The sequence below is a fragment of the Alkalibacillus flavidus genome, from assembly GCF_040545925.1.
Taxonomy (GTDB): Bacteria; Bacillota; Bacilli; order Bacillales; family Alkalibacillaceae; genus Alkalibacillus; species Alkalibacillus flavidus.
Window position 1 is genome coordinate 44,547 of the sequence record NZ_JBEPMX010000008.1, and the last position, 14,127, is coordinate 58,673.

18 protein-coding genes and 1 pseudogene are annotated in these 14,127 nt (G+C 47.0%); 3 read left to right on the forward strand and 16 right to left on the reverse strand.

All coding sequences use genetic code 11. From position 1 onward, the window contains the following. Positions 1–21: 21 nt before the first annotated feature. The 13 genes and pseudogenes from ABID56_RS08610 to ABID56_RS08670 all read right to left on the reverse strand — a co-directional run. Positions 22–120: pseudogene (locus ABID56_RS08610) on the reverse strand (HesB/IscA family protein); the annotation flags it as partial. Between the two features lie 217 nt (positions 121–337). Further along, positions 338–865: a phBC6A51 family helix-turn-helix protein gene (locus ABID56_RS08615; RefSeq protein WP_354220230.1), complete on the reverse strand. Its 528-nt coding sequence runs from the start codon at positions 863–865 to the stop codon at positions 338–340. 29 nt (positions 866–894) lie between these two features. Then, complete coding sequence (locus ABID56_RS08620; protein ID WP_354220232.1) at positions 895–2,667, reverse strand: hypothetical protein; 1,773 nt, start codon at positions 2,665–2,667, stop codon at positions 895–897. A 200-nt stretch (positions 2,668–2,867) separates the two neighbouring features. Beyond that, entirely contained in the window at positions 2,868–3,470 is a 603-nt protein-coding gene (locus ABID56_RS08625) for a hypothetical protein (RefSeq protein WP_354220234.1), read from the reverse strand. After that, the gene (locus tag ABID56_RS08630) at positions 3,457–3,678 is read right to left on the reverse strand and encodes a hypothetical protein (RefSeq protein ID WP_354220236.1); all 222 of its coding nucleotides are present in this window, start codon (positions 3,676–3,678) and stop codon (positions 3,457–3,459) included. Before ABID56_RS08630 ends, ABID56_RS08625 begins: the two co-directional genes overlap by 14 nt. Beyond that, complete coding sequence (locus tag ABID56_RS08635) at positions 3,678–3,932, reverse strand: hypothetical protein (RefSeq protein WP_354220238.1); 255 nt, start codon at positions 3,930–3,932, stop codon at positions 3,678–3,680. The genes ABID56_RS08630 and ABID56_RS08635 overlap by 1 nt, the downstream gene beginning before the upstream one ends. A gap of 438 nt (positions 3,933–4,370) precedes the next feature. Further along, positions 4,371–4,700 carry a hypothetical protein gene (locus tag ABID56_RS08640; RefSeq protein ID WP_354220240.1) on the reverse strand — a complete coding sequence of 110 codons (330 nt, stop codon included), beginning with the start codon at positions 4,698–4,700 and terminating at the stop codon, positions 4,371–4,373. Between the two features lie 46 nt (positions 4,701–4,746). After that, on the reverse strand, positions 4,747–4,974 hold the full coding sequence (locus tag ABID56_RS08645) for a helix-turn-helix transcriptional regulator (protein ID WP_354220242.1): 228 nt from the start codon (positions 4,972–4,974) through the stop codon (positions 4,747–4,749). A 65-nt stretch (positions 4,975–5,039) separates the two neighbouring features. Beyond that, positions 5,040–5,732: a hypothetical protein gene (locus ABID56_RS08650; RefSeq protein ID WP_354220244.1), complete on the reverse strand. Its 693-nt coding sequence runs from the start codon at positions 5,730–5,732 to the stop codon at positions 5,040–5,042. After that, positions 5,732–7,624 carry a hypothetical protein gene (locus ABID56_RS08655; protein WP_354220246.1) on the reverse strand — a complete coding sequence of 631 codons (1,893 nt, stop codon included), beginning with the start codon at positions 7,622–7,624 and terminating at the stop codon, positions 5,732–5,734. Before ABID56_RS08655 ends, ABID56_RS08650 begins: the two co-directional genes overlap by 1 nt. Before the next feature lie 44 nt (positions 7,625–7,668). After that, on the reverse strand, positions 7,669–7,875 hold the full coding sequence (locus tag ABID56_RS08660) for a hypothetical protein (protein WP_354220248.1): 207 nt from the start codon (positions 7,873–7,875) through the stop codon (positions 7,669–7,671). A gap of 551 nt (positions 7,876–8,426) precedes the next feature. Then, positions 8,427–8,708, reverse strand: coding sequence for a hypothetical protein (locus tag ABID56_RS08665; protein ID WP_354220250.1), 282 nt, complete (start codon positions 8,706–8,708; stop codon positions 8,427–8,429). Beyond that, complete coding sequence (locus tag ABID56_RS08670; protein WP_354220252.1) at positions 8,701–9,234, reverse strand: tyrosine-type recombinase/integrase; 534 nt, start codon at positions 9,232–9,234, stop codon at positions 8,701–8,703. The genes ABID56_RS08665 and ABID56_RS08670 overlap by 8 nt, the downstream gene beginning before the upstream one ends. 148 nt (positions 9,235–9,382) lie before the next feature. Between ABID56_RS08670 and ABID56_RS08675 the strand changes: the two genes are divergently transcribed. From ABID56_RS08675 to ABID56_RS08685, 3 genes are all read left to right on the forward strand, one after another. Then, positions 9,383–9,622, forward strand: coding sequence for a helix-turn-helix domain-containing protein (locus tag ABID56_RS08675; RefSeq protein WP_354220254.1), 240 nt, complete (start codon positions 9,383–9,385; stop codon positions 9,620–9,622). 539 nt (positions 9,623–10,161) lie between these two features. Next, the gene (locus ABID56_RS08680; protein WP_354220256.1) at positions 10,162–10,734 is read left to right on the forward strand and encodes a recombinase family protein; all 573 of its coding nucleotides are present in this window, start codon (positions 10,162–10,164) and stop codon (positions 10,732–10,734) included. A gap of 653 nt (positions 10,735–11,387) precedes the next feature. After that, the gene (locus tag ABID56_RS08685) at positions 11,388–11,705 is read left to right on the forward strand and encodes a DUF3102 domain-containing protein (protein ID WP_354220403.1); all 318 of its coding nucleotides are present in this window, start codon (positions 11,388–11,390) and stop codon (positions 11,703–11,705) included. A gap of 30 nt (positions 11,706–11,735) precedes the next feature. Here the strand turns inward: ABID56_RS08685 and ABID56_RS08690 are convergent, their stop codons facing one another. The 3 genes from ABID56_RS08690 to ABID56_RS08700 all read right to left on the reverse strand — a co-directional run bounded on the left by ABID56_RS08690 (position 11,736) and on the right by ABID56_RS08700 (position 13,945). After that, complete coding sequence (locus ABID56_RS08690) at positions 11,736–11,891, reverse strand: hypothetical protein (protein ID WP_354220258.1); 156 nt, start codon at positions 11,889–11,891, stop codon at positions 11,736–11,738. Next, positions 11,888–12,772 (reverse strand): MarR family transcriptional regulator, encoded by an 885-nt coding sequence (locus ABID56_RS08695; protein WP_354220260.1) that lies wholly within the window; start codon positions 12,770–12,772, stop codon positions 11,888–11,890. Before ABID56_RS08695 ends, ABID56_RS08690 begins: the two co-directional genes overlap by 4 nt. Before the next feature lie 141 nt (positions 12,773–12,913). Next, positions 12,914–13,945 carry a tyrosine-type recombinase/integrase gene (locus ABID56_RS08700; RefSeq protein ID WP_354220262.1) on the reverse strand — a complete coding sequence of 344 codons (1,032 nt, stop codon included), beginning with the start codon at positions 13,943–13,945 and terminating at the stop codon, positions 12,914–12,916. Positions 13,946–14,127 lie beyond the last annotated feature (182 nt).

Below are 14,127 nucleotides of genomic sequence, written 5' to 3' on the forward strand. Positions count from 1 at the left end.
GAAGCGCAGATTTTTATTTCGTTAACAATTCTCCGGTTGGCCTTCCACATTCGGTGCTTTGAATGACGAGCCACAACCGCATGATACAATGGCATTCGGGTTATCGATCGTGAACCCGCCGCTGTTTCATTCGCCTACTTTAACGTTGGGTTAACGTTGATTTGCCGGCGATTATCAAAAATTCAACACGGTCGTTTCTGTTCAAAACGATTGTTTATAACGTTACTTCCTAGCTACTAATTGCGTTGAGTACATTTTACCCAACTTATTTACGAATTGCAAGTATATTGTAAATAATCGCCAACTTTTGCGCATAAAAAAAGGCGCAACAAGCCCGTTAGGACTCGTCGCGCGTGTTTCCGTCGTTGCCGTCGCCTTCGTCGGCATATTGCTCGATAATATCGTCTAAATCTTGCACGTCCACTTTTTCGTTTTGCTGTGGCCCGTTGTAATAGTGTTCGTGCTTGTCGCTTAACTTGCCGTTCAATTTGAACACCAACTCGATCGCTTTCATGCTCGGCGTGCCGGTGTGCTTGCCTTCCGCCATCTCGATCAAGCGAGCTGCCGCTTTGGCCTGCGCATCGTCTAGCGCAAGGGTTACGATGTCGTTGCGATAGCGCTGAAATTCGGGGTTACTACGCCAGTTGTAAAGCGTTCTGACGTTAATGTCAACCGCGTCGGCCAGTTCGCCGATCGACAAGCGATTACCCTTCAAATTCATGTCATTTTGCGCCATGAGTGCCGCCGCGTAACGTTCGGTTGAGTTTAGCTGATAATCGCCTTTTGGTGTCGTAACTGTCAGTTCACCGTTAGCTAATTCGGCAGGCTTTGGCGCTTTTTCTAGGTCTTTCGGTTTGTCTGTCATATCGCATTTCCTCCCTTCGTTGATTGCGTCTAAAACCCGGCCGGCTTGGCCATCGGTTTCAGTTTCTTGCGTTTATAAACGTGACTAGCCGCCATGACTAGCGCGTCGAGAATATCGACCAGCTCAGTCGCGCGCTTCTTGCCCGTATAACCGCGTAATTGTTCGATTAATTGCGGGTGCTTTTCCGATAAAATCAGCGACTTATTATAAAACATTGGCGCCAGTTCCTCGATACGTCCCGCCTTATTAGCGCGGCCATGTGTCGTAATGTTCTTAAATTGCGTTGTCAAAAAGCCGTTGCGGCGCGCCGTGTCCGCCAACTGTTCGCCGAACTCACGATATGCGCCAATGCCTTCCGTAAAGATAATTTCGTGGTCATAGTCCGCTATCCGCTGTAAAATTTGCGGTATAAATTCGCGCGGCTGGTCATGCGTTGCGAGCACGTCCAACACGAACATTCGCCCTGTTTCGTCGTCCTTTGCGATCGTTACAAACGCGTTCTGTGCGCTTCGGTGCGTGCCGGCTAGCGCTGTGTCCCACGCGCCAACAATGCGCATTTTATTAACGTCAACGTACTTGCCATCATACTCGAGAATGTTCGGCCGGCTCGGATAAGGCTGGCGGTAGTACGTGTAGTCGTCCGGCTTGAACACCGCCTCGTCGTCGGCCATGCTTTCGTTCATATATTCGCTGGCGAACGCGCGCCGGCCGCGGTTGATCTTAATTTCCATCAACTCGAGATACGTCCAGCGGCGCGGCCACGCCAACAATACGCCTTCTTCCATAGCGTCGCGGTTGGCTTCATAAAACTCGTCGGCAGGGCGCTGGTCGTCCTCGGATATATAAAGGTTCTCCCAGTCGGCCCATAATTGCTTGTTTTTCGGTTCGTTTATGATCGCTTTATGAAATGTTCGCTTAAAATCTTTTCGGCTTAAAATGTGCGATAATAGCCCACTCTGCGTTACCATTGTGCCGATGAAAAATAAGTCGCTCGACTCGTCACCTAACGGCTCAACCACCGTATTAAACCATTCCCGCAACTGATTGCGCAGGTTTTCAGTCGCTTCATTATTTAACGAACTTAAGTCATCGCAAATAATCAAGTCGGGTCGGTGTCCGTTGTGCGTCTTGCCTCGCAACTGCTTACCGCTCGAACTAGCTTCAACTAACACGCCATTTGTCGTGATAAAATGTTCGTCGCTGTCCTTGCGGTTGCGCAACTTTTCAACGTGAAGCAACTCACCGAAGTCGGCACGTAGCTTGGCGTTATACTTGAGTTGGTTCGCAATACTGGCCACGATCTTTTTCGATAAGCTATCCGTTTCCGACAATAGCAACGCGTAACGTTTGCGGCGATAGCACAGCGCGTGAAGCGTATTTATAACGGCCACGATTTGCGTTTTAGCATGGCCGCGTGGGCTGGCAATAACGTACTGGCCGCCGCGTTTGGAGCGCACCGACTTATTAATCATGTCGTACATATCCGCGTGTATCGGCGCAACCTCGTCGATCGCTTCGTGTGGCACGTCCGGCGCTACGTTTCGAATAATGTTCTCCGCCCCGTTTTCGGGGTTTTGTTCGTCGCTAAAATAGCGGTATGCAAACACCGCCACGTCGTCCTCGGCCGCGTTTAAGTCGGCCAGTTTCTCTATTTCAGCGTGAACGTTGCGCAGTGTTTGCTCGTACTGCGTTTCGCCGCGCTTGACAATTTTAGCCAAGTCACGCGCTCGACTGCGTAACATTTTCAGCCGCTCGTCGCGCGCTTGGCGCGGTAATATTAGTTCAGCTTCAGCTTGCGTCATAGTTATTCGTCCCTCCTAAAAAAATAGGCCCGCCGCAACACGTGCGACAGGCCGAATGGCTATAATATCAATCAAAACACTTTAAACAATCGGAAAGCCATCGCCAAGCCAATAAGGCGAAGCCCCCTACGCAATGGACACGACAGCCCCTCCCGCTTGCTTAATCGCGGTGCCAGCGGGGCGGCGGTCACACTGCGTTGTTAAATTTCGTCGTCAGTTACGTCATAACGTTCTTTGCCTTTCATCACGCGCAATAACTGCTTATCGCTCGCAATTTCAACGACTGGCACCGTTTGCGAGTAGATGTATTTGTTACCGATCATCAAGTCGCCGCCTGCCGTTACTTTGAAGTAATCCGAGCCAAGTTTGCGGGCTAGGTCTTCATGTGCTCCTACGCCTGCTTCGTAATTTTCGTGAATAGATCGTGCGGCTTTGAGTTGCTCATGGTTCGCCTGCTTAATTTTCTTGACGGCCTCTTTTGCAAATTGATCGCGCTGGGCCTTGATTTCTTTCGATGCCTTGTCAATAATATCGTTGCGAAGCTCGTCCAACTGTTTAGACGTCGATTTCTTGGCTACGTCGTCAGCAAGCATTTTTTGTTTGCGTTTGGCTTTGTCGAGTTCTTCCTCTAATTGTAACTTTTCGTCAACGTCTTCCGTTTCGTTTAACTGTTGCTCTAGTTGCGCAACCTTGTCAATTTGTTCATTTAACTTTGCTTCTGATTTTTCTTTTTTCTCGTTCACCTTTTCGAGTTCCGTTTCAAACTTTTTAATTTGGTCTTGTAATTGTTTACTGTACTTCATTATCGCTTTCCCCTTTCGCGTTGTCAGTTTCGTTTTCACGACCCTCTAACTCGCGCTTAACTTGTCTGTATAAACTGATGTCTTTTGTTCCAGTTGTTTTGTTCGCGATCACTTGAGCATCTTGTAAATCGCCTTCGGTTAAATGGCCCGGCTTATTAAACGCTTTTTCTTTGATCTCGTTCCGTCTAATGTTAACGTTCATACTCATTAATTAGTTCCCCCTGTATTTGTAAGTATTGATTGCACTTGGTCAAATCCAAGTTCTCGAGCACGTTCATACGCCTTGTTTTTCGCAACGTATGCCGCAAACTCATAACTCGTATTATTTAAGTACGATATGCCTTCTTCTTTTAGCTCCATCGTCATAAAATCAAACACCTTATATTTAATCTTCCAGTCGTCTTCAAGTTCGCTATTTGGAAAAATGAAGTAACTAACTGTTGCATACTTCCCTTTCGTCACTGGCGCCATCACCCCTCTCTTCAATAAGCGCGATCACACTAGCTTGACGCTCGAGCGCGTCATATTTTAGCGTATATACATCGTGCATAGTCGCCTTGTCTATTGACTGCGTTCTGACCTGCGTAAAATTCATATAAGTGTGTGGCGCAAAGTGGCCAAGCTTTTGACGTAGCTTGCTTCGGTTAATCATGAAACGGTTCGGCGCTGAAAAGAAAACCACGTCAACGTCGACAGGCAGTTCGGCCAGTATTTGCACCGCGGCCTGTATGAACGCTTGACGTATGCTGTCGGCTTCTTTCGTGTAAATCGACGCAACTTTATACAGCCAAAACGTGCCGTCATCACACTTAAAACTAATATTCGCGCCAACTGCGTCGGTGCCTCGGTCGATTGCCAGTAAAACGTGCGCGTTGATATGCGTCGCCTCCCCTTTCCTCTTCATACAACGTTGATATTGTGTTCCATGTACGTGCTAAGCGTTGATTGCGCTAGACTGCCCGATCGGTCGCCCTGCTTGGCGTTAAGTAGCTCATGACGCACAAACGGCACGTCTGACGTCACTTTCATTTCCGCGATGCCCAGCGTTTCGATAGTCGGCGCCTGTTCGATTAACGTTCTATACGCCACTTCGGCTAGGCCGCCGCGGTTCGTTGCCGTTTCGCGGTGTATAACGTGGCCTTGCTGATCGCGTATATTGACGTTGACGTCGAATACGCCTTGTTCTTGGCGCTGAACGCTTAAGAATAGTTTCGGTTCAATAGTCGTCACGCCTCGTCCCCCCCTTTAAAATAAAAATAAGCCCGTCGTGGTGATGCTACTGACGCGCTTTTAGCTCTGTTTCTTTATATAGTTGGTATTGTTCTATTAATTCTGAGTCATTATCTATTAACGTTAATATTTTATGTCGCAATTTTGGTGAAATGGGTTGCTTGCCCTGTTCGACTAAACTGACAACCGCTTGTGATACGCCACTTAAACTAGCCATTTCAGCTTGTGTTAAGTCAGCTTTCAACCGAACAAATCGAATAAATTCCGCGTCCATTTGCAACCCTCCTTCGCAATTATTAATTTTATTAAAAAAGGCGTTAAAAAATAAATGGCGCCTACTTATACATGGCATTTTTCTTTGACATTCTTCGATTTTCGGCCGTTTTCTTTCATTTTCTCGTATTCGCAATAATTAAAAGCAGGCTTCAAAGGGTGGCGCATAATGTTGCAGTACCGTAGCCGCAAATCATGCGCGTAAAAAGCACCACCGCATTGCTCGCACTCACGCACACGTGTCAAGTCAAGGTCGGCCACCGCCTTCGTGATAGCTTGCGCAGAGTACCCTCGCCCTTTAAACCGATCAACTGCCTTGGCTGGGTTGCGCTGGTAAAACGCAAGCGTGGCGTGTAGGTCAAGCGGATGGCTTAAGTCGTTTGCTTGCGCAAGGCTCGGCGCGGCAGGCTCGACGTCATGTAACGTGACCTCGTTGGCTTTGCGCGCTTGGCCTGCTCGGGCTTGCTTGGTTGCGTTATAGATCGGGTACTCGGCCGTGCGCTCGGCGACTTGGGGCGTTTCGAGAATAAAGTCCGTCAGCACTTCGATAACGGGCACTCGGCGCAACTTTTCCTTTCGCTCGGTTTTCGGATTAAGCATCGTCCAGCTTTGCAACTCAGCCAGTGTGTAATCTTGCTCGAACAAGTCCTCGAGTTTGGCGTCAACTAGTTCGGCGCGGCGGTCGGCCGGTGGGTCGTGCTTGTCCTGCTCAAACCACCATCGTCGAACGTCATTAACGCAGTCGGTAGCGCGTGACATTATTCACCACCGCCTTTGATGAAGCGCGTTTTGACTTTGCTTATCTTTTGATTTTCGATGAATTTTTGCATACTTTCTTTTTGAATAGCTTTGTGAAATGTCGTTCTATCAATGTCTAACTCTTTATAGATTTCCGATTGTTTAACAGAATCACCCGGTTTCATTTTTTCGAAATAAGCGCGGATATTGTCCTCGGCCGTCTTTTTGCCAGTTAATTTTTGCGATGTGTTAAATGTTTCAATCTCACAACCGGGGTAACTTTCCGTTAGGTGTTTGACGGTGTCCTCGTTTTTAGTAAAAATATAAAAGTGAACGGGTTCCGCCTTCGTGTTAGCTCGTAATCTATTAGTTTCTTGAACTAGGTTCACAGCCATATCAAGTTGCTTGTATTGTTCTACGACCGGGTCATTATAGCGCAAGCCATTTTTGCCGACGTTGTATGTTGGGTCTAGTTTTAAGCCCTCACGATCGCCCACCGTTGCTTGTGCTTGGCTTGGGTACGTTAAGCCGCCTTTGTTTAGCTGGCCTATATAGATCGCGTTGTTAATGTCGCGAAAGGCGTTCGACCCGCGGCCACTATCGAAGTGTTTGAGTTGCAACTCGTCGGCTTCTAAAAGGTCGTTTAACTCGCCTTGAAACGCGTCAATATAATTCTTGTACGTAACCACTAGCGTTTTGCCGTCGTGTTCCTCCGCAATCTTGCGTACCTCAGCCGCGATTTTTGGAACGGCCTCAAAGTCGCCATATAAACTCGCTTTTGATAGTGTGTGATCGTTGTTAATATGAAACGTCACGTTGCTATAATTAGGCGTATGCTCGGGTTCGACAAGGTAAAACTCGGCCGGGTCATATTCCGGGTCAACGCGTCCAGTTCCGTCTAATATGAAGGTATTGTATTGCGTCCAGTCAAAGTGAAGTTTATGCGTTGTTTGAATGATCGTTGTACCATTTACTAGTGACATCAGCCCGCCGCGTGTAATGATATTTTCAAGCGCTCGTAACTGGCTTAATTTGTTGTAATCGAACATAGCCAAGAACTGGCTCAAAAATTCACGCGGTATCTTAAAACTCGTGTTAACCGCCTCTAACTCTTCCACGTTTTCAATGTCGGCCGACTCAAAGTGATCGCGCAACTTGATAATAGCCTCACGAATACGTTTATATTGTCGTTTCACTTTCGCGTTAGCCTTACCGTTCACGGCGCGAATGTCGTCGATCATCGCGTTAATTTCACGGCTCGTTATTCTGTGTGATATGGTCATCGCAGGCTTTTCGTCGATACATAACAAGCGGCGCGGGTGCTTGGCGCCTGTGTCGTCCTTGAAGAAGCTAAATTCGTGCGTCGAGTCCTTAAGCGTTTGCAACTCAAACTGTTTCGTTGTCATTAAAACAACGTTATATTCGCTTTGCACCGTAAACTGTGCGTCGTAAATCTCGCGGCTCAACCGGTCTTCGTCGAAGCCTTCGATGTAGTACGCGTATTTGTTGCGCGGTTGCAATAACCCGTCGCCGCCGTCGTTGTTAATTTGCTCGGCCAGCCGCTTGATTTCGTCGAGGCGTTCCTTGACGACAATGGCGCCGAAGTTCGGGTCGTTGCGTACTTTGTGCCATAAGAAAATTTCAAGTAGCGTTGATTTGCCGTAGCCCGGCGGCGCGCTAACGATCGCTGGGCGGCTCATGACGGTCGGGTCCAACCATGCGTTAGTGGTTTTTTGCGCGAATATGACGTCGTCTAGCGTTAAATCTTCCCCTTTATACGTCTGCATAACGCGCTCAAATTCTGAAGCTAGGCCGTACACTTCGCGTCGTCGGTCGTCGGTAGCGTAAATAACGTTCGGTAATCGTTCGCTTTCTTTCTTGAATAACTGTTCAGCGTTCGTGTTTTGACTCATTCGGCTCATCTCCCCTTTTTAAAATGGCGCCTTTTTTTTTGCGCTTAAATACTCTCGATAAACGCTTTAATTTTCGCTAGTTTCTCGCGATCAAATGACTGCTCGATTTTTTCGACGATGTGTCGCGGCATTTCTTCATATTCCGCCTCGATAAAGGCGATTTTGCCGCGCTTAACGTCCAGCTTTTGCGCAAACTGTGTCTGATTCATATTTTCAACAAAACGTAATAATCGCATTTCCTTTGGTGTCACTGTATTCACCCCCTTTTTTAAAAACTTGTTGTTTATTAAAGTAAAATAAAAAATGTGCCTAGCTGGCGCATTGCTTCTTCCTACTTTTACAGCCGTACTAACCCCTAAAAGTAACCCTTTTATTCCAATACTCACTAAAACGTTTCAAGTAACCTAATAGGACTCCCTCACTTTATAGGACCTAAAATTTTCGGCAAAAGTAAATACGTTTATCCTACTTCTCAACCTTCAGTATTTCTACGAGCAGCAAAATAAGCCATTAAGTTAGAATTTATTAACTTATTACATAAGTTTTGCTCGCAATTTCTAAAAATAGGACGCGTCATATCGCCACCACCGCACGAACTTCTATATCTCGATTAAATTAGAAGCGTTCTATGCCACGTTCTATACCCTTCACTAGGTTATACGGTCGCCAACCGCAATCTGTTCCGTTTTTGGACAAAAAAAAATCCCGCCTTGTCGTTGGCGCGACAACAGCGGGTCAATCGTATTATTTATTCGTCTTTAATGGCGTGCAAGCAAATTTCAGTTGGCGCAGGTTTTGTCGGTTATCTTAATCTATTCGTATGCAATAAGCAAATCATATCAATATCATCAATTAAGCTGTGTTTCCGAATTAAATATTCTGTGTCCTCGTTAAACTGGTAAGTACCAGCCGGCAACCCTCCGATTAAAAATTTAACGAACGTGGTCCTTTCAGTATAGTCTTTTGTTTCAATGCGAAAAATAGTCGAGTAATATATGTCAAATTCGTAAATCGCTTTTCCATCTTCATAACCTACAAAATAAATCATGTTGTCTTCAATAAGATCGTTAAGTAAATCATACATATTGCTTCGCCTCCTCATTAAATATCAAGCGCTTCATACGCTTCTTTATACGCGGACTAGCATGGTTTAACATACGCATAATTCGCGTAACATTAACACCGTTTTGATAGTGCATTAAGCCGAACGTTTTGCGCAACGTATGCCCGCCAATCCGAGCGTCAATGCCTGCGCGTTCGGCTGCGCGTTTGAGTATCGTATAGGCTTGCTGGCGTGTGATTGGCCGTTCGCTACCGTCGGCGTTGCGTTTCCGGCTCGAGAAAATGTACGCGTCGGCTGGCTTGTCCAGTGCCACCACTTGCTCGTCCACCTTGGCGCTAATTGGAATGCGTCGGGCCTTTTTCGTTTTTTCTTCGCGTATGACTAACTCGCGTTGGCCTTGAATATCGCCAACCTTCAAGCGCAACAAGTCACTGATACGCAGGCCCAGCGAACAGCCAAGCGTAAACAATAAGCGATCACGGCCAGCGAGTGCCTCTTTCATCGCTTTGCGTTCAGCTTGCGTGTAAATCGGATCAACCGTGTTCATCATTATTCGCCCCTTTCGTTTCGTCTTAATTTACATATTAACGCATAAGTGTAAATGACGCAAGTAGTTTTTTCGCATTTGTGTAAAAAAATTTAATACGGTATAATAACGACGGTAACATATAAATAGGAAGTGAGGCGTATTATAGATGGATAAAATCGAAAAATTAACGGCTGATCGCGCGGTGAGGGTTCGGCTTAAAACATTACTGGAAGCGCGTGGCATGACTCAGACTGATCTCGTTGAGCTTACCGGCTTACGACACGCAACCATTTCGAACTTGGCACGCGAACGATATGACCGCGTTCAACTTGAGCATTTGGCGATTATTGCAACCGCACTTGACGTGACGGATATCAACGATTTATTAACGATTGAAAAGCGGTGAAGCTGACGGTCGGGTTTTCGCGACATGGCGGTTAGTGAACGGGGCAGACTAGACGGTATAGGAGGGGGCGCCTTGGGGGGTTGCGATACTATGCCAGCCTTGCCGCCTTAACTTTGCGCCAACTTTTAACGCTTTGCTTTCGTTTCTTTTTTTTTTAAAACGCGATCAGCAACGCAAACTTTCAGCGCTTTGCTTTCGCAACTTTCAGCGCCAGCACAGCCCCCGCCCTGTTATATTCGCGACAGCCCACCGAAGTTTTAAACGCTGTGCGCCACTGTGCGCGCGTTTGAGGGGCGAACTAGACATATAGGTCGTGCGAAGGCTCATCGCGCCACAAAGGGCGCTGTGTGCGTTTGTGCTAGTGCGGGGGCTGTATGGCGTTTCAAAAACGAATATGAATGATACGGCGGGCCAGTGTCGCGGTCTAATGCGGGTTCAAGCGCCGGCCAACCGTTTCAAAAAATAGTGTCAATTAATTGTTGCGATAACCCCACGTTTATGATACGCTAGTTATAACAAATTGAAACGGGGGCGTTAAAATGAAGTTTGGCTATGCGCGTGTAAGTACGCAAAATCAAAACTTAGATTTGCAGGTGGACGCGTTACAAAAGGAAGGTTGCGACGAAATCGTTGAGGAAAAAGTGAGTGGCGCTCATAAGAAGCGCGAAAAGCTAGACGATCTATTCGGCAAATTGCGCCAAGGCGACACGCTAGTCGTTTACAAACTCGACCGGCTCGGCCGAAGCACAAAGCAGCTAATTGAGTTAAGCGAATGGCTCGACGAAAACGACATCGAATTGGTATCTATTCGCGATAGTATCGACACGTCAACGCCAATGGGCCGGGCTATGATGCGAATGCTTATGGTGTTGGCCGAAATGGAGCGCGAAATCATCGTCGAGCGAACGCAAGCCGGCTTAAAAGCTGCTCGCAAACGTGGCCGCGTTGGTGGTCGGCCAAGCAAGGATAAGAAAGACGTCGAACGCGCGATCAAGTTATACGAAAGTGGCGAATACAGCGTGCCCGAAATCGAGGAAATGACAGGCGTTAGCAAACCGTCGTTGTATCGCTATTTGAAGAAAAAGCAAGCGCAAGCACAGTCCGTCGAGTAGATCGGCGGGCTTTTTCGTTCCTAGCGCGACCCCCCGTTTTTTGAGGCGGTGTGTTCCGGCGGGCTTGTCGCAACTAAATCGCCAGCCGCCTCGGAATTTAACGGAATTTGACCGCACGATGTGGCGGCCCTCTCTTTCGCTTTGTTAACGAAAAGACATTCGCGATTATATACCTAACATACCGTAAAATTGGCGGGCTGGTAGCGCCTAGTCCTGCGCGTGCAGTTATGTAACTGCGCGGAGGACGTAGCGTTATTAAGACCTAAACCTTCGCTTACGCTCGGTTAAATGGTTAATTAATAATCGCGATAATATACAATTAGCCAAGCCGGTAGGCGCAGGCTTATCTTTTGAGAAGTCGCCGAGCAGTTAGCGCCCTATGTTACATAACTAATCGTTAACTGCCGCCATCGACTTCGCGAAAAAGTGCGCACTTTTCTACGCTCTATGTATTATATAATAAATTGTCCGTTTTTTACTTCCGCCACATCATGCGGCTAAAATTTCGGGTAACGAAGTAATTTAACGTAAAAAGTGTGGAATGTTGATTGCGCCATGTATTTTATAATAAATTTCAACACTTTTGCGTATATATCCGCCACATCATCCGGCTAAAATTTCGGGTTGCGAAATAAATAACCGAATACAAGCGCATTGCCGGCGACGCCATTTTCGAAATCGGCCGGCGGTTGAAACACGTAAAGGAAAATGATCTTGCGCACGGTGAGTTCGGAAAATGGCTCGAAAGTGTTGAGATTGATAGGTCAGTTGCCGCGAAGTTTATAAAAATATACGACGAGCTAAAAGAAGAAGATGTGTCTACGTATACACATTTTGGATTAAACGCGCTTCATCTTATCGCAACCTTACCGGCCGATGAACGCGACAAGCCACACGAAACGGCCAGCGGCGAGCAGAAAACGCCTGACGAAATGACGGTGAAAGAGTTGCGCGGCCACCAAAGCCTATAACGCCCACTGTAAGCCATCTAACCGCCAGCCCTAGCGCCACGTTTCAAACGTCACTTTAACCGCGTTACAGCCTTGCGCCGTCAGCTCGTTGGCTTTGCGATCGGCCCAGCCGCGCTTTTTGTACACGTACTGGTAAGGCACGCCGCGCTCACTTTGCGCTCTTACTACGAAAAAGTTTACGCTCATATCATCGCCCCCTTTCCGTCATAGTAGTCGGCGAGCCAGTCGAAATAGGCCGCGCCGCCATCTTCTGCGCCACTGTCGTCCGTGTTCACCCAGTCGTAATACACTTCGCCAATTTTAGCTATTTCGCGATCAATTTCCGCGGTTAGTTCCCGCCAACTCACGAATAACATACCCGTCAAGTTGCGCACCTTGCCGCGCTTGAATTTGCGTATGATATTCTGAAACACCTGCGCATATCGTTCGCCGTGATCTTCGAGCATGATTTCGCGATTTATTTGCGCTTTAGCACGTAAAAGAACGCCATACACTTCGTACAGTTCATTCGCGTTAAAGAATGGCTTTAGCGCGTTAAAGACTGGCGCAGGTATAGCGTGGGCCAACGCAGTGGCCGGCGCGCTGTCAGCCCCCGTATCTTCTATATTGTGATTTGGTAGTTTAATAGTTTTTTGCGGAGTTTCTTCGGTGTGCAATTCCGGTGTGCAATCGCCTTTTTCGGCCGGCTTTTCGTCGGCTTTATGGCGGTCATTGTCGCGTTGCACAGCCGGCTGAATGACAACCGCGTTGACTGTCTGGCGGCGGTCGCCACGTGGCCTGCGTAATTCGTGCTGTTCGATCACGCCAAGCTCGGCGAGTCTATTACACGCGTAAATCACAGTTCGGCGTGATTTGCCAACTAACTCGGCCAGCTTATTTTTGCGCAGGAATGATACGCCTTTATATGTGCAGGAATGGCGAGCCAATACGTCAAGCACGTCGCGCTGAGTTGGCGTTAAATCGTCGGCCAAGTTGGCGCGGTGTGTGCGCACAGCTTTGTTCAGCCCGTCCAGTGTTGCGAAAGTGGATAAGCGTTGATACGTTGTTTCTTCGGCAAATAGTTTCATTTCGTTACCCCTCCGTTTTTGAAGGCGCACGAAAACCGAACTCTTGACGGCTGTCCATTTTTTAGATATACTCGCATTACGGTGTTAGTCGTGTGCGTATATCGGGTTTTTCTCGGTATTCGTGCGCGACTTTTTTTTGCTTTATTTTTGGTTAAACATCTGATTAATCGGCGAATATTGATCGTGACCGGCTCGCATTTCCGTTTCGCTCATTTGTATATAACGGCGCATGGTTCGTATATCAGCCCAGCCGCCGATTTTTTGAAGCGTGAACGGATCACAGCCGTTGAGTATCATTGATCGTGCCCATGTATGTCGATAAACGTGGGCCGTAACCTTCTTCGCGTTAACACCTGCTTTTTCTGCGTAATATTTTAACCGTTTATTAAAATGGTTTTGCCCCAAAGGTTCGCCGTAGCTTGATAAGAAAAGTCGATCAGTTTTAAAATGTTCTTGGTTTTCGGTGAATAACTGTAATAACATTCTCGCGACGTGCGTTGACATAGGCACTAAGCGCACTTTTCGATTTTTGCTTTTATCGGGCTGTACCGTAATAAATCGCGTTTTAAAATCAATGTCCTCGCCGCGTAACGATAACAACTCACCTACTCTCAAACCCGTGTCAAGCAACGTATTCATCGCCACAAAATCGCGGTAACCAACAAAGTCGCGTTTGTCCGGGATTGATAAAATGTTCTTAACCTCATCGTCAGTAAAACAGTTCGTTAAGTCGTTAACGTTGTCTTGGCGCAACAATTTAACGTTTTCAAGCGGATTAACTTCTAACAATTCTTCACGATACAGCCAGTTAAAAATAGCTTTTAACGTCCTCAAATTAATATTGATTGTCGTGTCAGCTAGGCCTATTCGTTGGTTTTCCGCGTTAATAAACTTGTGCCCCGAATAACGTTGCTTGTCGTATTTTAAATAGTTGATATAATTGCGAAATACTTCAGCCGTTAAATCGTTGACGTAATCAACCTCGTAATTTTCGTTAAGCCAGTCGGTGAAATACTCCCACATTTTGACGTAATCACGTATCGTACGATCGCGTACGCCTTCCGCTCGCTTGCCGCTAATAACGAAGTCGATCGCTTGGGCTTGGCTTAATTTCGGGTATTCTTTGACCGGGTCGGCTAATTTCGTAACCCTTTTCCGCTTTTTTAATGCCATAAAAAAAAAGACCTCCTCAACGCTCACATTAGCGCTAAGAAAGTCTTTAGTACGTTATTAACAACCGTCAAACCTCGTTTTTGGGGTTGTATTTATTCGTTTGAACAGTTATTTTCCGCGGATTTTACGGCGGTATTATCAACCTTCTACGTTTAACTAACCGACTAGCTTTTCGGTTGGGT